The sequence below is a fragment of the Mycobacterium saskatchewanense genome, assembly GCF_010729105.1.
Classification (GTDB): Bacteria; Actinomycetota; Actinomycetes; order Mycobacteriales; family Mycobacteriaceae; genus Mycobacterium; species Mycobacterium saskatchewanense.
This window is the reverse complement of record NZ_AP022573.1, coordinates 5,011,918-5,031,840: the sequence shown is the minus strand read 5'-3', so window position 1 is coordinate 5,031,840 and position 19,923 is coordinate 5,011,918. Positions and strand designations below refer to the sequence as shown.

General features: G+C 70.5%; 20 protein-coding genes. 13 read left to right on the top strand and 7 right to left on the bottom strand.

Annotation, left to right across the window (positions count from 1 at the left end; all coding sequences use genetic code 11):
* Positions 1-7 precede the first annotated feature (7 nt).
* Entirely contained in the window at positions 8-823 is an 816-nt protein-coding gene (locus G6N56_RS23715) for a biotin--[acetyl-CoA-carboxylase] ligase (protein ID WP_085255949.1), read from the bottom strand.
* Between the two features lie 51 nt (positions 824-874).
* On the opposite strand from G6N56_RS23715, the gene G6N56_RS23710 reads away from it, so the two are divergent.
* From G6N56_RS23710 to G6N56_RS23680, 7 genes are all read left to right on the top strand, one after another.
* Positions 875-2,524: an acyl-CoA carboxylase subunit beta gene (locus tag G6N56_RS23710; protein WP_085255948.1), complete on the top strand. Its 1,650-nt coding sequence runs from the start codon at positions 875-877 to the stop codon at positions 2,522-2,524.
* On the top strand, positions 2,521-2,781 hold the full coding sequence (locus G6N56_RS23705; protein WP_085255947.1) for an acyl-CoA carboxylase subunit epsilon: 261 nt from the start codon (positions 2,521-2,523) through the stop codon (positions 2,779-2,781). Before G6N56_RS23710 ends, G6N56_RS23705 begins: the two co-directional genes overlap by 4 nt.
* Entirely contained in the window at positions 2,778-3,440 is a 663-nt protein-coding gene (locus tag G6N56_RS23700; RefSeq protein ID WP_085255946.1) for a Maf family protein, read from the top strand. The genes G6N56_RS23705 and G6N56_RS23700 overlap by 4 nt, the downstream gene beginning before the upstream one ends.
* 231 nt (positions 3,441-3,671) lie before the next feature.
* A complete protein-coding gene (locus G6N56_RS23695) occupies positions 3,672-4,565 on the top strand; it encodes a sulfurtransferase (RefSeq protein ID WP_085255966.1) in 894 nt (297 codons plus the stop codon).
* Positions 4,562-4,984, top strand: coding sequence for a SufE family protein (locus tag G6N56_RS23690; protein ID WP_085255945.1), 423 nt, complete (start codon positions 4,562-4,564; stop codon positions 4,982-4,984). Before G6N56_RS23695 ends, G6N56_RS23690 begins: the two co-directional genes overlap by 4 nt.
* A gap of 131 nt (positions 4,985-5,115) precedes the next feature.
* Positions 5,116-6,918, top strand: coding sequence for an acetyl/propionyl/methylcrotonyl-CoA carboxylase subunit alpha (locus tag G6N56_RS23685; RefSeq protein ID WP_085255944.1), 1,803 nt, complete (start codon positions 5,116-5,118; stop codon positions 6,916-6,918).
* Between the two features lie 159 nt (positions 6,919-7,077).
* A complete protein-coding gene (locus G6N56_RS23680; RefSeq protein WP_085255943.1) occupies positions 7,078-7,509 on the top strand; it encodes an STAS domain-containing protein in 432 nt (143 codons plus the stop codon).
* Here G6N56_RS23680 and G6N56_RS23675 read toward each other — a convergent pair.
* The 4 genes from G6N56_RS23675 to G6N56_RS23660 form a co-directional block, all read right to left on the bottom strand.
* Positions 7,480-8,268, bottom strand: coding sequence for an RNA polymerase sigma factor SigF (locus G6N56_RS23675; RefSeq protein WP_085255942.1), 789 nt, complete (start codon positions 8,266-8,268; stop codon positions 7,480-7,482). The genes G6N56_RS23680 and G6N56_RS23675 overlap by 30 nt on opposite strands.
* Positions 8,265-8,702 carry an ATP-binding protein gene (locus G6N56_RS23670; RefSeq protein ID WP_085255941.1) on the bottom strand — a complete coding sequence of 146 codons (438 nt, stop codon included), beginning with the start codon at positions 8,700-8,702 and terminating at the stop codon, positions 8,265-8,267. Before G6N56_RS23670 ends, G6N56_RS23675 begins: the two co-directional genes overlap by 4 nt.
* 375 nt (positions 8,703-9,077) lie before the next feature.
* Entirely contained in the window at positions 9,078-9,389 is a 312-nt protein-coding gene (gene usfY, locus G6N56_RS23665; RefSeq protein ID WP_085255940.1) for a protein UsfY, read from the bottom strand.
* Between the two features lie 129 nt (positions 9,390-9,518).
* A complete protein-coding gene (locus G6N56_RS23660) occupies positions 9,519-9,902 on the bottom strand; it encodes a hypothetical protein (protein WP_085255939.1) in 384 nt (127 codons plus the stop codon).
* A 163-nt stretch (positions 9,903-10,065) separates the two neighbouring features.
* Here G6N56_RS23660 and G6N56_RS23655 point away from each other — a divergent pair, with 163 nt between their 5' ends.
* Genes G6N56_RS23655 through G6N56_RS23640 form a run of 4 tightly spaced genes read left to right on the top strand, consistent with a single transcriptional unit; the run spans position 10,066 to position 16,514 of the window.
* Complete coding sequence (locus G6N56_RS23655) at positions 10,066-10,728, top strand: TetR/AcrR family transcriptional regulator (RefSeq protein WP_085255938.1); 663 nt, start codon at positions 10,066-10,068, stop codon at positions 10,726-10,728.
* A 34-nt stretch (positions 10,729-10,762) separates the two neighbouring features.
* Positions 10,763-15,352 carry an ATP-dependent helicase gene (locus tag G6N56_RS23650; protein ID WP_085255937.1) on the top strand — a complete coding sequence of 1,530 codons (4,590 nt, stop codon included), beginning with the start codon at positions 10,763-10,765 and terminating at the stop codon, positions 15,350-15,352.
* A gap of 9 nt (positions 15,353-15,361) precedes the next feature.
* Positions 15,362-16,126 (top strand): endonuclease VIII Nei2, encoded by a 765-nt coding sequence (nei2, locus tag G6N56_RS23645; RefSeq protein WP_085255936.1) that lies wholly within the window; start codon positions 15,362-15,364, stop codon positions 16,124-16,126.
* A gap of 55 nt (positions 16,127-16,181) precedes the next feature.
* Positions 16,182-16,514, top strand: a complete 333-nt coding sequence (locus G6N56_RS23640) for a DUF732 domain-containing protein (RefSeq protein WP_085255935.1) — start codon at positions 16,182-16,184, stop codon at positions 16,512-16,514.
* Between the two features lie 9 nt (positions 16,515-16,523).
* Here the strand turns inward: G6N56_RS23640 and pstS are convergent, their stop codons facing one another.
* Positions 16,524-17,627: a phosphate ABC transporter substrate-binding protein PstS gene (pstS, locus tag G6N56_RS23635; RefSeq protein WP_085255934.1), complete on the bottom strand. Its 1,104-nt coding sequence runs from the start codon at positions 17,625-17,627 to the stop codon at positions 16,524-16,526.
* Between the two features lie 75 nt (positions 17,628-17,702).
* Positions 17,703-18,620, bottom strand: coding sequence for an extracellular catalytic domain type 1 short-chain-length polyhydroxyalkanoate depolymerase (locus G6N56_RS23630; protein WP_085255933.1), 918 nt, complete (start codon positions 18,618-18,620; stop codon positions 17,703-17,705).
* A 204-nt stretch (positions 18,621-18,824) separates the two neighbouring features.
* Here G6N56_RS23630 and G6N56_RS23625 point away from each other — a divergent pair, with 204 nt between their 5' ends.
* Together G6N56_RS23625 and G6N56_RS23620 are read left to right on the top strand one after the other, a co-directional pair.
* On the top strand, positions 18,825-19,175 hold the full coding sequence (locus G6N56_RS23625; protein ID WP_085255932.1) for a DUF732 domain-containing protein: 351 nt from the start codon (positions 18,825-18,827) through the stop codon (positions 19,173-19,175).
* 140 nt (positions 19,176-19,315) lie between these two features.
* Positions 19,316-19,645, top strand: a complete 330-nt coding sequence (locus G6N56_RS23620) for a DUF732 domain-containing protein (RefSeq protein WP_085255931.1) — start codon at positions 19,316-19,318, stop codon at positions 19,643-19,645.
* Positions 19,646-19,923 lie beyond the last annotated feature (278 nt).

Here is a 19,923-nt window from a genome sequence, read left to right as displayed (position 1 = left end):
CCGCTTCCTAACGTAGATGCACGACGTCACCGGCCGAAACGACGACGGTTTCGCCGCCGGCGTCCAGGCACAACCGCCCCTGGTCGTCGATGCCGGTCGCCGACCCGACGACCTCCTTGCCCCCGGGGAGATGGGCGCGGACGCGGTTGCCGATCGTCAGGCTGCGCGCGCGGTAGTCGGCGGCCAGCGCCCAGTCCGCCCCGCGGGCGGCGCGCCAGGCGACGATACGCCGGCCGAGCTCGCGCAGCAGCACGCACACCAGCCAATGGCGGTCCGGCGCCACCACGCCGAGGTCGACCAGCGACGTCGCCCCGTCGACATCCTCGGGCGCCTGAAACACGTTGAGCCCCAAGCCGATCACCACCACCGGCCGCGACACCTCGGCCAGGATGCCGGCCAGCTTGCCGCCCGATCCCGCCGGGCCGGCCAGCACGTCGTTCGGCCACTTCAGGCCCACCGACATCCCGGTCCCGTCGAGCAGGGGGGCGACCGCATCGACGACCGCCACGCCGGCGGCCAGCGGCAGCCAGCCCCACCCGGCGACGGGGACGTCGACGACGCTTACACCGACCGACATCGTGACCTGGGCCCGGGGGGCGGCCACCCACCCTCGGCCGTGCCGCCCGCGGCCGGCGGTCTGGTGCTCGGCGATGAGCACCGACCCGGCGATGTCGGTGCCTGACGCCGCGCGCGCCAGCAGGTCGGCGTTGGTGGAACCGGTCTGCCCGACGACGTCGAGCTGTCGCCAGCCCAGCCCGGTCCCGATCAGCTCGGCGCGCAGCGCGGCCTGGTCCAGCGGCGGTGTCAACCCTTCGGAGTCCATCACCGCCCAGCCTAAGAGCCCCGCCGGGGACAGCCGATACCATCGACTCCCATGACAAGCGTTACCGACCACTCCGCTCATACCGCAGAGCCCGCAGCCGAGCACACCATCGACATCCACACCACGGCGGGCAAGCTGGCCGAGCTGCACAAGCGCCGGGAAGAGTCGCTGCACCCGGTGGGTGAAGAGGCGGTCGAGAAGGTGCACGCGAAGGGCAAGCTGACCGCCCGCGAGCGCATCCTCGCCCTGCTCGACGAGGACTCGTTCGTCGAGCTCGATGCGCTGGCGCGGCACCGCAGCACGAACTTCGGCCTGGAGAACAACCGCCCGCTCGGCGACGGCGTGATCACCGGCTACGGCACCATCGACGGCCGCGACGTGTGCATCTTCAGCCAGGACGCCACGGTGTTCGGCGGCAGCCTCGGCGAGGTGTACGGCGAGAAGATCGTCAAGGTCCAGGAGCTCGCGATCAAGACGGGCCGCCCGCTGATCGGCATCAACGATGGCGCGGGCGCCCGCATCCAGGAGGGCGTCGTCTCGCTCGGCCTGTACAGCCGGATCTTCCGCAACAACATCCTGGCGTCCGGCGTCATCCCGCAGATCTCGCTGATCATGGGCGCCGCCGCGGGTGGGCACGTCTACTCCCCGGCCCTGACCGACTTCGTGGTCATGGTCGACCAGACCAGCCAGATGTTCATCACCGGGCCCGACGTCATCAAGACCGTCACCGGCGAGGACGTCACCATGGAGGAGCTGGGCGGCGCCCACACCCACATGGCCAAATCGGGCACGCTGCACTACGTCGCGTCCGGTGAGCAGGACGCCTTCGACTGGGTGCGCGACCTGTTGAGCTACCTGCCCCCCAACAACGCCACCGACCCGCCGCGCTACGCCGTGCCCGCCCCCGAGGGGGCAATCGAGGAGAACCTCACCGACGAGGACCTCGAGCTGGACACGCTCATCCCGGACTCGCCCAACCAGCCCTACGACATGCACGAGGTGATCACCCGGATCCTCGACGACGACGAGTTCCTGGAAATTCAGGGCGGTTACGCGCAGAACATCGTGGTCGGGTTCGGCCGCATCGACGGCCGGCCGGTCGGGATCGTGGCGAACCAGCCCACCCAGTTCGCCGGCTGCCTGGACATCAACGCGTCGGAGAAGGCCGCCCGGTTCGTGCGGACCTGCGACTGCTTCAACATCCCGATCATCATGCTGGTCGACGTCCCGGGCTTCCTGCCGGGCACCGGCCAGGAGTACAACGGCATCATCCGGCGCGGCGCCAAGCTGCTGTTCGCCTACGGCGAGGCGACGGTCCCGAAGATCACGGTGATCACCCGCAAGGCCTATGGCGGCGCCTACTGCGTCATGGGCTCCAAGGACATGGGCTGCGACGTCAACATCGCCTGGCCCACCGCGCAGATCGCGGTGATGGGCGCCTCGGGCGCGGTCGGGTTCGTCTACCGGCAGCAGCTCAAGCAGGCGGCCGCCGAAGGCAAGGACGTTGACGCGCTGCGACTGCAGTTGCAGCAGGAGTACGAGGATACCCTGGTCAACCCGTACGTCGCCGCCGAGCGGGGCTACGTCGACGCCGTCATCCCGCCGTCGCACACCCGCGGCTACATCGGCACGGCGCTGCGCCTGCTGGAACGCAAGATCTCCCACCTGCCCCCGAAGAAGCACGGGAACATCCCGCTGTGAGTGAGGACGCTGTGGCCAACGAAAATGGTTCCGCGCCAACCGAATCCGCACACGAGCCGCACATCCGCATCCTCCGGGGACACCCGACGGACGCGGAGCTGGCCGCCCTGATCACCGTGCTGGGCAGCGTTGGCGGCGGGCCCGAGCCCGCCCAGCCGGAGAGCACCCGCTGGGGGCTTCCCGTGGACCGGCTGCGGTACGCCATGTCGAACTACCAGCGGCTCACCCTGCAGCAGATGACGCACATGAAGCAGTGACCCGGCTGGTCCTCGCGTCGGCGTCGGCGGGCCGGCGCGCCGTGCTGCGCCAGGCCGGCGTCGACCCGCTGGTCAGGGTGTCGGGCGTCGACGAGGACGCGCTCACCGCCGCCCTCGGGGCGGACCCCTCGCCGGACGCCGTGGTGGCGGCTCTGGCCGAGGCCAAGGCCGAGCGGGTGGCCGGCGACCTGGAGCCCCCCATCGCCGCGGATTGCGTGGTGATCGGCTGTGATTCGATGCTGTCCATCGACGGCCGGCTCTGCGGCAAGCCCGGATCGGCCGAGGCGGCGCTGGACCAGTGGCGCCTGATGGGAGGCCGCTCCGGGCGGCTGCACACCGGGCACTGCCTGCTGCGGATGTCCGGCGGTGCCGTCACCCATCGCTGGACTCAATCCGCCTGCACCACAGTCCATTTCGCCGAGCCCGACCCGGCCGAGCTGCGGGCCTACGTCGCGCACGGCGAACCCCTGCAGGTGGCCGGCGGGTTCACGCTGGACGGGTTGGGCGGCTGGTTCGTCGACCGGATCGAGGGCGACCCCTCCAACGTGATCGGGCTGAGCCTGCCGTTGCTGCGCAGGATGCTGGCGCGGTCCGGGCTGTCGGTGGCCGCGCTGTGGGCGGCCACTTCGGAAGCCGACGCCGCCCACCGCGAGACATAAACGTCTGCGAGCCCGACCGGCGCGTCGTCGCAACCGGTTATGTGTCGTGGCCGCGGACGCCGGGCCGATGGAAGCCGATGAAGCCGGTGGAAGCCGGTGGAAGCCGATGAAGCCGATGTCGAACGTCGACTTGGTGCGCCGATCGGGTCGACGGCGCTACATCTTGTCGACGTTCGGCGGCAACGTGGGATGAGCGCCCGGCGGCAACTTGCGATGGGTAGGCTCGGCAACGTGCCTTTACCCCCCGATCCCGACCCCTCGCTGTCGGAATACGCCCACCCCGAACGACTGGTCACCGCCGACTGGCTGTCGGCCAACATGGGTGCGCCCGGTCTCGCGATCGTCGAATCCGACGAGGACGTCCTGCTCTACGACATCGGCCACATCCCGGGCGCGGTGAAGATCGACTGGCACACCGACCTCAACGACCCGCGGGTCCGCGACTACATCGACGGCGAGCAGTTCGCCGACCTGATGAACCGCAAGGGCATCTCCCGCGACGACACCGTGGTGATCTACGGCGACAAGAGCAACTGGTGGGCTGCCTACGCGCTGTGGGTCTTCACGCTGTTCGGACATCCCGATGTCCGCCTACTCAACGGCGGGCGCGACCTCTGGCTGAGCCAGGGCCGGGAGACCACCCTCGACGTCCCGACCAAGACGAGCACCGGATATCCCGTGGTGGCGCGCAACGACGAGCCCATCCGGGCGTTCAAGGACGATGTGCTGGCCATCCTGGGCAGCCAGCCCCTGATCGACGTCCGCTCGCCCGACGAGTACACCGGCAAGCGCACCCACATGCCGGAATACCCCGAGGAGGGCGTGCTGCGCGGCGGCCACATCCCCACCGCCCGGTCGATCCCGTGGAGCAAGGCGGTCGACGATTCGGGGCGGTTCCGCAGCCGGTCGGAACTCGAGGAGCTCTACGACTTCATCGACCCGGACGACAAGACCGTCGTGTATTGCCGCATCGGCGAGCGGTCCAGCCACACCTGGTTCGTGCTGACGCACCTGCTGGGCAAGCCTGGGGTGCGCAACTACGACGGGTCTTGGACCGAGTGGGGCAACACCGTGCGCGTCCCGATCGTCGGCGGTGAGGAGCCGGGGGCCGTCCCCGCCCGATGAGCATGCCCGCGCCGCTGGCCGAGGTGGTCTCCGACTTCGCCGAAGTCGAGGGCCAGGACAAGCTGACGCTGCTGCTGGAGTTCGCCAACGAGCTTCCGGCCCTGCCCCCCGACCTGGCCGAGGCGGCCATGGAGCCGGTGCCCGAATGCCAGACGCCGCTCTTCCTGCACGTCGACGCCAGCGACCCGGACCGCGTGCGGCTGTACTTCAGCGCGCCCGCCGAGGCGCCCACCACCCGCGGCTTCGCGTCCATCCTGGCCGCCGGCCTCGACGAGCAACCGGCCGCCGACATCCTCGCGGTGCCCGAGGATTTCTACACCGAGCTGGGCCTGGCCGCTCTGATCAGCCCACTGCGGCTGCGCGGCATGTCGGCCATGCTGGCCCGCATCAAACGGCACCTGCGGGCTACCGCCGAGTAACCCCGAAACCCGACACCGCCTCATCGCCCCTACGGCGCGGCGCTTAAACTTCCCGAGACAAAGCGGTAAGAAATTCTCTTAGAGAAGCGCGCAGAACATCGTCTGCGACAGAGGCCAACCAGGGAGGCGCAGTGGCCAGTCACGCCAGCTCGAGGATCGCCAAAGTGCTCGTCGCAAACCGCGGCGAAATCGCTGTCCGGGTGATCCGCGCGGCCCGCGACGCGGGCCTGCCCAGCGTGGCGGTGTACGCCGAGCCCGACGCCGACGCGCCGCACGTGCGGCTGGCCGACGAGGCGTTCGCCCTGGGCGGTCAGACGTCCGCGGAGTCCTACCTGGATTTCGGCAAGCTCCTTGACGCCGCGCGCAAGTCCGGCGCCAACGCCATCCACCCCGGCTACGGCTTCCTCTCCGAGAACGCCGACTTCGCCCAGGCCGTGATCGACGCCGGCCTGATCTGGATCGGGCCGAGCCCGCAGTCCATCCGCGACCTCGGCGACAAGGTCACCGCCCGCCACATCGCGGCCCGCGCGCAGGCGCCGCTGGTGCCCGGCACCCCCGACCCGGTCAAGGACGCCGACGAGGTGGTGGCGTTCGCCGAGGAGTACGGCGTGCCGATCGCGATCAAGGCGGCGTTCGGCGGCGGCGGCAAGGGCATGAAGGTGGCCCGCACCGTCGCCGAGATCCCCGAGCTGTACGAATCGGCCGTGCGCGAGGCGACGGCCGCGTTCGGCCGCGGGGAGTGCTTCGTCGAGCGCTACCTCGACAAGCCCCGCCACGTCGAGGCCCAGGTGATCGCCGATCAGCACGGCAACGTCGTCGTCGCGGGCACCCGCGACTGCTCGCTGCAACGCCGCTTCCAGAAGCTCGTCGAGGAGGCTCCGGCGCCGTTCTTGACCGACGCGCAGCGCAAGGAGATCCACGAGTCGGCCAAGCGGATCTGCAAGGAGGCGCACTACTACGGCGCCGGCACGGTCGAGTACCTCGTCGGTCAGGACGGCCTGATCTCCTTCCTCGAGGTCAACACCCGCCTCCAGGTCGAGCACCCGGTCACCGAGGAGACCGCGGGCATCGACCTGGTGTTGCAGCAGTTCAAGATCGCCAACGGCGAGAAGCTCGACCTCACCGAGGATCCGACGCCGCGCGGCCACGCCATCGAGTTCCGGATCAACGGCGAGGACGCCGGCCGCGGCTTCCTGCCGGCCCCCGGCCCGGTGAGCAAGTTCCACCCGCCGGCCGGCCCCGGCGTGCGGCTGGACTCGGGCGTCGAGACCGGCTCGGTGATCGGCGGCCAGTTCGACTCGATGCTGGCCAAGCTGATCGTGTACGGCGCCGACCGCAACGAGGCCTTGGCCCGCGCCCGGCGCGCGCTCGACGAGTTCGAAATCGAGGGCCTCGCCACGGTCATCCCGTTCCACCGTGCGGTCGTGTCCGACCCGGCGTTCATCGGCGACGAGAACGGCTTCGCCGTGCACACCCGCTGGATCGAGACCGAGTGGAACAACACCGTCGAGCCGTTCACCGCCTCCGAACCCCTCGACGAGGACGACGCCCGGCCCCGCCAGAAGGTCGTCGTCGAGGTCGACGGCCGCCGGCTCGAGGTGTCGCTGCCCGGTGACCTGGCGCTCACAGATGGTTCAGCCGGCTCCGCTGGCCAAGCCGGCGTCATCCGCAAGAAGCCGAAGCCGCGCAAGCGCGGGTCGCACGCGGGCGCGACGGCCTCCGGTGACGCGGTGACGGCGCCGATGCAGGGCACGGTCGTCAAGGTCGCGGTCGAGGAGGGCCAGGAGGTGTCCACCGGCGACCTCGTGGTGGTCCTCGAGGCGATGAAGATGGAGAACCCGGTCACCGCGCACAAGGACGGCACGATCACCGGACTCGCCGTCGAGGCGGGCGCCGCCATCACTCAGGGCACGGTGCTCGCCGAGATCAAGTGAACCTGATCTGAATCGTTGTCTCACCCGTCCGACAGCGAGTAGCGTTGAAAACAGGTTGAGTTCACAGCCGTCGGATCACGTCAGGACGTGTGGAGGTGAACTTCCTGCATCGGCGCACTCGGCGCCCTGACGTTATCCACAGCACATCCTCCGCTACTGATGGAGAAAGCAATGTCTGTGGCTCAATCCTGGCCGCAAGGCCGCACCGCTCAGTTCGGGGCCCGCTTCGACGCGGCGGGCACGGTGATCACCGTCGACGGTGAGCTCGACGCCTCCAACGCCGATCAGCTCGCCGCGTACGTGCAGCACAGCGTGAGCCGCTGCCGCCGCGTGATCCTGGACCTGCGAGGCCTGGAATTCATTGGCACCGCGGGCTTTTCGTCACTGCACCGGATCAACGTCGTATGCTCGGGCGCGCAGGTCCAGTGGGCCATGGTGCCCAGCCCGGCCGTGTCGAGGTTGTTGCGCATCTGCGACCCGGACGGCACCCTGCCGGTGACGACGCCCTCGCAGGAGCCCCTGCTGCCGAAGGTCCGGGCCGAGTTCGGGCAGCAGGACACGCTACTCGAGCTGGTCCCGCAGGCGCGTTAGCGATTTGGCCAGCAGCCGCGACACGTGCATCTGGGAGATCCCGACCCGTTCGGCGATCTGCGTCTGAGTCATCGACTCGAAGAACCTGAGCACCAGCACCGTTCGCTCCCGCTCGGGAAGCGCCTCGAGCATCGGGCGTAGCGACTCGCGGTCCTCGATCCGGTCCAATCCGGTGTCAACGTCGCCCAGGGTGTCGGCAATGGCCCGGACCTCGTCGTCGTCGCCCCCGCCCCCGCTGTCGATGGACAGGGTGTTGTAGGAGCTTCCCGCCACCAGGCCCTCGACGACCTCGGCGCGGTCCATACCCAGCTCCGCGGCCAGCTCCGTCGCGGTGGGCGCGCGGCCGAGCCGCTGCGACAGCTCGGCCGTGGCGGTGCCCAGCCGCAGGTGCAGCTCCTTGAGTCGCCGCGGCACCTTGACCGACCAGCTGTTGTCGCGGAAGTGGCGGCGGACCTCCCCCATGATCGTCGGCACCGCGAAGGACACGAAGTCCGTGCCGGCGCCGACGTCAAAGCGGACCACCGCGTTGACCAGCCCGACGCGCGCGACCTGGACGAGGTCGTCGCGGGGCTCCCCCCGGCCCTCGAAGCGGCGGGCGATGTGGTCGGCCAGCGGCAGGCACCGCTCGACGATCTTGTCCCGCTGGCGCTGGAATTCCATCGAGTCGGGTGCGACAGTGGCCAACTCCCGGAACATGTCCGGGACGTCGGCGTACTCGTTCGGTCGTGAGACCGAACCTCCGGCAGCTCGCGCCGTCACCTGCTGGAGGCCGCCCGTCGCGCCGTCAGCTTGATACCGAAGATGCTGCCGGTTTCGTTGGGTTCGCGCCCGTCGTGGAAGGTCTGGACGTCGTCGGCCAACGAGGTCAGGACGTGCCAACTGAAGCTGCCGGGGGCCACCACGTCGTGGGTGTCGCACGCCGCCGACGCCTCGACGATCAGTTCGTCGTCATGCGGGTCCACCACGACGACGAGCGTGGCGTCCGGGGTTGCCGAGCGGATGAGCCGGGTGCACACCTCGTCGACCGCGAGGCGGAGGTCGGCCACGGCGTCGAAGTCGAGGTCCTCGAAGGTGCCGATCGCGCCGACCAACGTGCGCAGCATCGCCAGGTTCTCCAGCCGTGCCGCGACATGCAGCTCGACGGCCCGGTGGCCGCGTTGACGTTGGTTGGCGCGCGATCCCGCATCGGTCATATGGTCTCCCGGCGACGTTTGACTGACAGTATTACTGCTTTGCAGCCTGCCGTGGACCGTAGGCTCCAATCGGTTAGTCATGATGGCCGCCGGGTATCCGGTCCGGTATGGAGCGCTCGGAGGCCAGCCGCGACACGCCGGTTGCGGCGGGTCGCGGTGATCGCCGGGATCACGCTGGTCATATTGCTCGTTTCGCGGTAGTCGTCTTCTCGCGGTCGTCGTATATGCCGGTGTCGTCGTGATTCTCGCCCCGATGATCGGGAGACCACGCTGACGCAATCCTTACGACACTCATCATGGTCTAGCTCTTGTACCCACTCGCGTGCGCAAATAACCCAGTGATCCGGGGTTATGGCGAGGGTCACGCCGCTCGGCTCAGCTGGCCAGGCGCTGCCGGGGAACCTCGGGGTGCTCGGCATACCAGCGATCCGCGATTTTGCGGATTCGCCGGTGTTCGACCGTCACCCACAGCAGGCCCAGCACGGTGACGACGATCGCGATCAGGCCCGCGGTCATGCCCTCGTGCCCATGCCCGCTGCCGAAGCCCGCCAGGCTGGCACAGGTGCCGGTCACGCCCGTCACGACGAGCAGGTAGCCGGGCCAGTGCAGCACGTCGATCAGGGACTCGCCGGCGAGCGGACGCGTTGTTCGCAGATGGTCGATGGGGTCGTGATACGTGTCTCCCATGGCTGCTCCTATCGCAGATCTTCGGAGGCCTTCATGCAGCTTTGTGCAGCTCAGAATGGGTCGCATCTCTAAAGGTAGACCTCGCGGAGCGGTTTGACGAGGGCGCCGGGACCGGGAGTTTGCCGACGCCTAGCGCGGCAGGACCGGGCCGGCGATGCGGGACACGCCGAGCGAAACCGTCACCACCATCAGCGTGAACAGGAACCAGCCGGCGCCGTGCCACGCCCACCAGGTGCCCGCCGCCTTCCACACCCGGTAGGTGCGCAGGAAGGCCCAGAGTCCGGCGACCAGCAAGATCAGCGGGCCGCCGCAGGCCAGCAGCGTCCGCTGCGGGGCGCCGCAGGCGACCGTGTCGACGGTCGTCCCCGGGCAGGTGCTGACCCACAGGGCGGCCATGACGAGGAAGCCGAGCCCGGCGGCCGCCGCCAGGACGGCGAACCGGATCGCCGCGTGTACCTCGCGGTCGTCGTGTCCCAGGTGGTCCCCGGGCGATCGCTCGTCCGCCCTCTGCATGGGCGCCCTCCCATCCCCCAATCCGGCCGTGAGCGTGCCTGCTCTGGGTGTTCATCGTTCGCAGCGTCGCTTTAGTTACCGGGCCGAGACTCGGATAAACCCGAGTCCGCGGGTTCGACGCGGCGGGGCGGGCCGCATGACCTGCGTGAGTACTATCTGACACATGCCAACAGCCAGGAGGCGGTTATCCCCCGAGGATCGACGCGCTGAGCTGCTCGCTCTGGGGGCGGAAGTATTCGGGAAACGGCCCTACGACGAAGTCCGTATCGACGAGATCGCCGAACGCGCCGGGGTGTCCCGCGCGCTGATGTACCACTATTTCCCCGACAAGCGGGCGTTCTTCGCCGCGGTGGTCAAGGACGAGGCGGATCGCCTCTACGCGGCCACCAACAACCCGGTTCCCGAGGGCATGACGATGTTCGAGGAGATCCGGACCGGCGTGCTCGCCTACATGGCGTATCACCAGCAGAACCCCGAGGCCGCGTGGGCCGCCTACGTCGGCCTCGGCCGGTCCGACCCGGTCCTGCTCGGCATCGACGACGAGGCCAAGAACCGCCAGCTCGAACACATCATGTCGCGCATCGAGGACCTGGTGCGCACGGTGCCCGGGCGGGAACTCACGCCAACGGTCGAGCGGGACCTGCGGGTCATCATCTACGGCTGGCTGGCGTTCACCTTCGAGATCTGCCGCCAGCGGATCATGGATCCGACGACTGACGCCGACCGCCTGGCCGACGCGTGCGCGCACGCGCTGCTGGACGCCATCGCCCGGGTGCCGGACATTCCGCCGGAGTTGGCCCACGCGATGGCCACGGCGCGACTCTAGGCTCCTTGTCGGCGCCCCTTGGCACCATGGTGGGGTGAGCGCTCACAGTGATCCCGCGCCGACCGACCCGCTGGGCCGGTTCAGCGCGGTCACGCGGGAGTGGTTCGCCAGCACCTTCACCCAGCCGACCACCGCACAGGCGCAGGCCTGGAAGGCCATCGCCGACGGCGACAACACCCTCGTCATCGCGCCGACCGGATCGGGCAAGACGCTGGCGGCGTTCCTGTGGGCGCTCGACAGCCTCGCCGCCGCGCCCGACCGGCCGGCCGGCACCCGCGTCCTCTACGTGTCCCCGCTCAAGGCACTGGCCGTCGACGTCGAACGCAACCTGCGCACCCCGCTGGCCGGCCTCACCCGGATCGCCGAGCACCGAGGTGTGCGGCCGCCCGCCATCAGCGTCGGGGTGCGCTCCGGGGACACCCCGCCCGCCGAGCGCCGCCAGCTCATCGCCCGTCCGCCCGACGTGCTCATCACCACGCCGGAGTCGCTGTTCTTGATGCTCACCTCCGCCGCGCGCGAAACCCTGGCCGGCGTGCAGACGGTGATCGTCGACGAGATCCACGCCATCGCCGGCGGCAAGCGGGGCGCCCACCTGGCCCTCTCCCTCGAGCGGCTCGACGAGCTGCGCCACACAATGGCGCAGGCGCGGCCCGCCCAGCGCATCGGGCTGTCGGCGACCGTCCGTCCGCCCGAGGAGCTGGCCCGGTTCCTGTCCGGCCAGCAACCCACGACCATCGTCGCTCCCGCCTCCGCCAAGACCGTCGACCTCAGTGTCCAGGTGCCGGTGCCCGACATGGCCAACCTGGCCGACAACAGCATCTGGCCCGACGTCGAGGCGCGCCTGGTGGACCTGATCGAGGCGCACAACTCGACCATCGTGTTCGCCAATTCGCGCCGGCTGGCCGAGCGGCTCACCGCCCGCCTCAACGAGATCCACGCCGAGCGCAACGGGCTCGGCCCCGGGGCCGAGCCCACCAATCCAAAGGTGGCCGGCGGCGCGCCGGCCCACATCATGGGCAGCGGGCAGACCTACGGCGCCGAGCCGATCCTGGCGCGCGCCCACCACGGATCGGTCAGCAAGGAGCAGCGCGCGCTGGTGGAAGACGACCTCAAGCGCGGGCTGCTCAAGGCGGTGGTGGCCACGTCCAGCCTGGAGTTGGGCATCGACATGGGGGCGGTCGACCTGGTGATCCAGGTGGAGGCGCCGCCGTCGGTGGCCAGCGGCCTGCAGCGCATCGGTCGGGCCGGCCATCAGGTCGGCGAGGTCTCCCGCGGGATACTGTTCCCCAAGCACCGCACCGACCTGATCGGGTGCGCGGTGACCGTGCAGCGGATGTTGGCCGGCCAGATCGAGACGATGCGGGTTCCCGCCAACCCGCTCGACATCCTCGCCCAGCACACCGTCGCGGCGGCAGCCCTCGAACCGCTGGACGCCGACCGGTGGTTCGACACCGTGCGCCGGAGCGCCCCGTTCGCCACGCTGCCGCGCAGCGTGTACGAAGCCACCCTGGACCTGCTGAGCGGCAAGTACCCCTCCACCGACTTCGCCGAGCTGCGCCCCCGGCTGGTCTACGACCGCGACACGGGCACCCTGACCGCACGGCCCGGCGCCCAACGCCTGGCGGTCACCTCCGGCGGGGCCATCCCCGACCGCGGGATGTTCACCGTCTACCTCGCCACCGACTCCGAGAAGCCGTCGCGGGTGGGCGAGCTCGACGAGGAGATGGTCTACGAGTCCCGGCCCGGTGACGTCATCTCGCTGGGGGCGACCAGCTGGCGGATCACCGAGATCACCCACGACCGGGTGCTGGTGATCCCCGCGCCCGGTCAGCCCGCCCGGTTGCCGTTCTGGCGCGGCGACGACGCCGGCCGCCCGGCCGAGCTGGGCGCGGCCCTGGGCGCGTTCACCGGTGAGCTGGCGGGCCTGGGCCGCGACGCCTTCGACCGTCGTTGCGCGGAGTTGGGCTTCGACGCGTACGCGACCGACAACCTGTGGCGCCTGCTCGACGAGCAGCGCACCGCGGCCGGGGTGGTCCCCACCGACACCACCCTGTTGGTGGAGCGGTTCCGCGACGAGCTGGGCGACTGGCGGGTGATCCTGCACTCGCCGTACGGGTTGCGCGTGCACGGGCCGCTCGCCCTGGCGGTCGGCCGGCGGCTGCGCGAGCGCTACGGCATCGACGAGAAGCCGACAGCCTCCGACGACGGCATCGTCGTGCGGCTGCCCGACACTTTCTCCGACGCCGGCACGGACGCCCCACCGGGCGCCGAACTCTTCGTCTTCGACGCCGACGAGATGGACCCGCTCGTCACCGCCGAGGTGGGCGGTTCGGCGCTGTTCGCGTCGCGCTTCCGCGAGTGCGCTGCCCGAGCCCTGCTGCTGCCGCGCCGGCACCCCGGCCGCCGGTCGCCGCTGTGGCAACAGCGCCAGCGCGCGGCCCAGCTGCTGGAGGTCGCGCGCAAGTATCCCGACTTCCCGGTGGTGCTGGAGACCGTCCGGGAATGCCTGCAGGACGTCTACGACGTTCCGGCCCTGGTGGAGCTGATGGCCGGCGTCGCGCAGCGCCGGATTCGGGTGCTGGAAACCGAGACGGCCCGACCGTCGCCGTTCGCGGCGTCGCTGCTGTTCGGCTATGTCGGCGCATTCATGTACGAGGGCGACTCGCCGCTGGCCGAGCGCCGGGCCGCGGCGCTCTCGCTCGACAGCTCGCTGCTCGCCGAGCTGCTGGGGCGGGTCGAGCTGCGGGAGCTCCTGGATCCCGAGGTGATCGCCGCGACCGGGCGGCAGCTGCAGCACCTTTCCGAGGACCGGGCCGCCCGCGACGCCGAGGCGGTGGCCGACCTGCTGCGGCTGCTCGGACCGCTGACCGAGGAGGAGGTGGCCGCCCGCGCTGACGTCGCCGACGGAAAAAACGTTGCCGGCTGGCTGGAGGGTCTGCGCGCCGCCCGGCGGGCGCTGACGGTGTCGTTCGCCGGGCGTAGCTGGTGGGTGGCCATCGAGGACATCGGCCGGCTGCGCGACGGCGTCGGGGCGCCCGTCCCGCTGGGCGTGCCGGCGACGTTCACCCAGGAGGTGGCCGACCCGCTCGGCGAGCTGCTGAGCCGCTACGCGCGCACGCGCACGCCTTTCACCACGGCGGAGGCCGCCGGCCGGTTCGGCCTCGGGCTTCGGGTGACGGCCGACGTGTTGGGCCGGCTGGCCGCCGACGGCCGTTTGGTTCGCGGCGATTTCGTCGCGGCTCCCGCGGTCGGCGCCGGGGGCGAGCAGTGGTGCGACGTCGAGGTGCTGCGGATTCTGCGGCGCCGCTCGCTGGCGGCACTGCGGGCCCAGGTGGAGCCCGTCAGCACCGCCGCCTACGGGCGTTTCCTGCCGGCCTGGCATCGCGTCGGGGCCACGCCAGGCGAGGCCGGGCACTCGGGGGTCGAGGGCCTGGCCTCGGTGATCGACCAGCTGGCCGGCGCCCGGATCCCGGCGTCGGCGCTCGAGCCGCTGGTGCTGGCGCCGCGGGTGCGCGACTACACCCCGGCGATGCTCGACGAGCTGCTGGCGACCGGCGAGGTCACCTGGTCGGGTTGCGGCTCGATCTCCGGCAGCGACGGCTGGGTGGCGCTGCACCCCAGCGATTCGGCGCCGCTGACGCTCGGCGCGCCGGCCGAGATCGACCTCACCGACGCCCACCGCGCGATCCTGGACACGCTGGCCGGAGGCGGCGCGTACTTCTTCCGGCAGCTCGAGCAGGGTCAGGCCGGATCGGCCGAACTCAAGGCCGCGCTCTGGGAGCTGATCTGGGCCGGCCGGGTCACCGGCGACACCTTCGCCCCGGTGCGCGCCCTGCTGAGTGGAACGGGCGCCCGCAAGCGCTCCGCCCCGGCCCACCGGGCGCAGCGCCCGCCGCGGCTGAGCCGCTACAGCGTCGCGCACGCCCAGCACCGCGCCGCCGACCCGACCGTCGCGGGCCGCTGGTCGGCCCTGCCCGCCCCGGAACCCGACTCGACGCTGCGCGCCCACTACCAGGCCGAGCTGTTGCTGGGCCGGCACGGCGTGGTCACCCGGGGCGCGGTGGGCGCCGAGAACGTCGCCGGCGGGTTCGCGACCCTGTACAAGGTGCTGAGCTCGTTCGAGGACGCCGGCCGGTGCCAGCGCGGATACTTCGTCGAGTCGCTGGGCGGGGCGCAGTTCGCCGTCGCGTCCACCGTCGACCGGCTGCGTGCCTTCTCCGACGGGGTCGACCCGGAGCGACCGGAATACCGGGCGGTCGCGCTCGCCGCCGCCGACCCCGCCAACCCCTACGGCGCCGCGCTGCCGTGGCCGTCCGCGAGCGAAGGCGCGCGGCCGGGCCGCAAAGCCGGGGCGATGGTCGTGCTCGTCGACGGCGGCCTGGGCTGGTTCCTCGAGCGCGGCGGGCGGTCGCTGCTGACCTTCACCGACGATCCCGCCGCCCACCGGGCCGCGGCCACGGCGCTCGCCGACCTGGTCGCCGCGCGGCGCGTCGCCTCCCTGCTCGTGGAGCGCGTCGACGGGGCGCCGGCCCTGCAACCGGGCGACGGCGGCCCGGGCCCGGTCGTCGACGCGCTGTCGGAGGCCGGGTTCGCCCGGACCCCGCGCGGGATGAGGCTCCGGTGACGGGCGACCATGCCCGAGGGTGACACCGTCTGGCACACCGCCGCCGTCCTGCGCGAGCGGCTGGTCGGGCGCACACTGACGCGCTGCGACGTGCGGGTGCCGCGGTACGCGACCGTCGACCTCACCGGCGAGTCGGTCGACGAGGTGCTCAGCCGGGGCAAGCACCTCTTCATCCGGGTCGGTCCGGCCAGCATCCACTCGCACCTGAAGATGGACGGCAGCTGGCGGGTCGCCGACCGGCCGGTGCGGGTCGATCACCGCGCACGGATCGTCCTGGAAGCCGGCGCCGTCCGCGCCGTCGGTGTCGACCTGGGGGTGCTGGAGATCCTCGACCGCGACCGCGACGATGAGGCGGTCGCCCACCTCGGGCCCGACCTGTTGGGTGCGGACTGGGACCCCGCCCGCGCCGCCGCGAACCTCATGGCCCGGCCGGACCGGCCGCTCGCCGAGGCGCTGCTGGACCAGCGGGTGCTGGCCGGTGTGGGGAATGTCTATTCCAACGAACTGTGCTTCGTCAGCGGACTCGCGCCCACCGCACCGGTCAGCGCGGTCGCCGACCCGCGCCGTCTCGTCTCACGCGCCCGGGAAATGCTGTGGCTCAACCGTTTCCGCTGGAATCGGTGCACCACCGGGGACACCCGGGCGGGCCGGCAACTGTGGGTCTACGGGCGCGCGGGGCAGCCGTGCCGCCGCTGCGGCACCCCCGTCGGCTACGACGGGACCGGCGAGCGGGTGACCTATTGGTGCGCCTCCTGCCAGCGGGACATGCGATGATCGCAGGGTCAGCGGCTTGGCGTGCCGCCAGGACTGCTAGCGGGAGGTTTCAGCGATGTCGACCTGCCACGCGCGCTCGCTCAGGAGCCGACTGGCCGGCCTTGCCCTGGCCGTCGCGCTGCCGGGCGTCGCGGCCGTGGCGGCCACGACCGCCGGCGCCGACACAATCGACAACGCTTTCCTCGCCGCCGTGAAGGCCAAGGGCATCAACTTCGCGTCGCCGCAGGCCGCGATCGTCGCCGGCCACGAGGTGTGCGACGAGCTCGACCTCGGCCGGCAGAAGTCCGACGTCGCGTCCGAGGTGATGACCAACAGCAACCTGGACGGTTACCGCGCCGGGTTCTTCGTCGGCGCAAGCGTGTCCGCCTTCTGCCCCAGGTATCGCTGATCGCGGCGGTCAGGCGATCGCGTTCACCGCGGTGGCCAGGCGCGGCTTGAACTCCTGCGGGATGGGGACGTAGCCGTTGTCGGCCAAACCGTCCTGGCCGGCGCCGATCGTGCTCTGCAGGAACGCCTTGACGGCGGTGCCGATCTGCGGGTCGGGGTACTTCGAGCACACGATCTCGTACGTCGCCAGCACCACCGGGTACGCGCCGGGCTGGTTCGGCCGGTAGAAGGAGATGGTGTCCAGCGCCAGGTCGTTGCCGTCGCGGATGAACCAGGCGGACGAGATCGTCTTGCCCACCGAGTCCGTGGTGATCGCCACCGGGTCGGGCCCCGCCGACGTGATCACCTTGGCCATGTCCAGGTGTTGCGCCTGCGCGAACGACCACTCGTTGTAGGTGATCGACCCTTCGATGCCCTTGGCGGCCGCGGCGGCGCCGTCGTTGCCTTTGGCGCCCTCCCCGACCCCGCCGTTGAACTTCTTGCCGGCACCCTTGCCCCACGCGCCGTTGGACGCGGTATCGAGGTATTTCTGGAAGTTGTCCGTCGTGCCGGAGTCGTCGCTGCGGAAGATCACCCGGATGGGCTCCGCGGGTAGGGGGACACCGGGGTTCAGCGCCTGGATCGCCGCATCGTTCCACGTGCTGATGCCGCCGTTGAAGATTCTCGCGGCGGTCGGGCCGTCGAGCGCCAGCGACGTCACGCCGGTGACATGGTAGGCGATGGCAATGGGTCCGAACACCACCGGCAGGTTCCACACCGGCGAGCCGCACCGCTGCTGCGCTCGGGCGTACTCGTCCCTGCTCAGCGGCGAGTCGGAGCCGGCGAAATCGGTTTGATTGCCCACGAATTCGCTGATGCCCGCGCCGGATCCATTGGGCGTGTAGTTCAGGGACTGGCCGGGGCAGGCCTGCTCGAAGGCCTTGACGAACCGGGTCATCGCGTTCGCCTGCGCCGTGGATCCGCTGGCCTTGGGCGTCGGGATGCCGCCGCAGACCACCTTCGCCGGCGTGGCCGTCGACGCGTGCCCACCGCCCGCGTTGTTGTCACCGCACGCCGACACCGTCACCGCAGCGGACAGAACGGTCAGGGCAGCGCCAAATCGATTGAGCCTCAACTCACTACCGACTTACTCGCGGCCATGAGGCATGGTAACAAGACGTCGGCGGCCGGGCATGCCGAGCGATCCCGGCTAGTTTCTGGCGTGTGCCAGGAAGAACTGGGCGATGACCTCCGAGGCGTCGAGCGCGCGGGTGGTGGGCCCGATGACCGCCCGGGGCAGGTACTGCTTGCCTCCCGGCCAGGTGTGGCCGCCGCTGTCGATCTGGTAAAACACCACCTCGGTGGACCCCGCGCACCCGGCGGAACCGAAGCGGTGAACGACGGTGCCGTCCCCGACGCCGGGCAGGTCCTGAGCCGACGGATCGCCCTGGCAGCCGTCGGCCGCGCGCCACCTGTCCACCATGCTGTTCGCCGAGATGGCGTGGCTCAGACCGCCGCGGCCGTGCACCTCCCCGCCGTTGAACGGAACCAGCGGATCGGCAGTCCCGTGGGCGGCCAGCACGGACACGGGCCGCGCGGGATTACAGGCCACCCCGGCGCCGAGCGTGCCCGCCACCGGCGCGGCGGCGGCGAAGACGTCGGCGCGGTCGCAGGCCAACTTGTTGGACATGAAGGCCCCGTTGGACATTCCGGTGACGAACACATGCCCGGGCGCGATGCCGTAGTCGTTCTGCAGCTTGCCGGCCAGCGCGACCAGGAACCCGACGTCGTCGACGTGGCGGCGGTCGGCCGGCGACGCCCCCCGTCCGTCGGCCCAGCTCTTCTCGTATCCGTCGGGGTAGGCCACCAGCAGGCCGTGGGTGTCGGCGACGGCGTCGAAGTCGGTCAGGCCCCGCTGTCCGATCCCGGTTCCGCCGCCGCCGTGCAGGTTCAGCACCAGCGCGACGGGGTCGCCGGGCGGCACGTGCAGCGTGTACGTCCGGTCCATCCCGCCGGACCGCAACGTGCCGGGCAGGTCCCTGGCGCTGGCCGCGGAGACGTCACGCATGCCGCAGCCGGTTACGCATGCCGCCATGACGGCGAGGCATAACCAGCGGGCGTACGGCATGCCGACAAGTTACCGATCTTGCCGGTGAATCGACGAGGACGCGCAGATGAAGGGTCGCCGGCCGGCGCGGAACCTAGATGAAAGTTAGGACGTTCGCAACGTCGGCGACCATTACCGCCCACCGCTCCGTAACCTTCCAGCAACCTTCGGCGCAACACTTGATGTAGTCAACTAATCACTTTCCAATATCGACGGGGTATCACTATGACCAGCAACCGCATCCGCAAGCCCATACTGCTGTCGATGCTGGGTGCCGGCGCCCTGACGGCGGCGGCGCTGCTCGGCCCGCTCGCGGCGGCCCCGTCCGCGCACGCCGACGGGACCGATGACGCCTTCATCGCGGCGCTCAAGAACGACGGCATCGAGCACGAGTCCAAGCAGGCCGCAGTCTCGGCCGGTCACCTGGTGTGCCACCAGCTCGACATGGGCAAGACGCAGGAGCAGATCGCAACCGACGTGATGAACAGCAGCGGGATCGACGGCGACCACGCCGGATACTTCGTCGCCATCGCCGAACGCGCGTACTGCCCGCAATACGCCGACATCCCGTCGTGACGACGATCGGCCCGGGGGGTCCGCGCTTTCGTTCGCGGTGATGCCAAATACGGCGATCACGCCCGCCGCGCGGACGTAAAGTGCAACTAGTTCGCACTCACCCGGCCACGACCGGAAAACTTCACAGGGGAGTTTCTGTCATGACGCGCAGGAGATTGTTCGACCCCCTGTTCCGGGTGGGCTCCGGCCTGCTGCTGGTGATCGGTTTGTTCGGCCCGCTGGAAGCGACCGCCCACGCCGACGCCACCGACGACGCGTTCCTTTCCGCCCTGAAGGCCAAGGGCATCAAGTTCGGATCATCGGAGAAGGCGCTCGTCGCCGCCCACGAAGTCTGTGACGAACTCGACAACGGTAAGTCGCCGGCCCAGGTCGCCTCGACCGTGCAGAGCAACAGCGACCTCGACGGCTATCACGCCGGTTTCTTCGTCGGCGCCAGCATCCGGGCGTACTGCCCGCGGTACGCGTCTTAACGCAAACGCAACGCTCGCACCCCCTGTCGGAAACACGCCCGTCAGTAGAATTTGATGCATCGCTACGACGGAGACTGTGAGTGATTACGAGATTTTTAGTGTGCGGCGCTGTGCTTTTCGGGGTTGGTCTGGGGGTGGCGGGACCGGCGAGCGCCGATCCGAGCGTCTTCGGTGTGCTCAGTTGCGGCTGCCATGACGTGGCGCCGGCGAACAGCCCGGTGCCGACCGACCGGGTGAACGAAGGAATCCGCCAGGGACTCGCCGGCCCGGCGTCGACT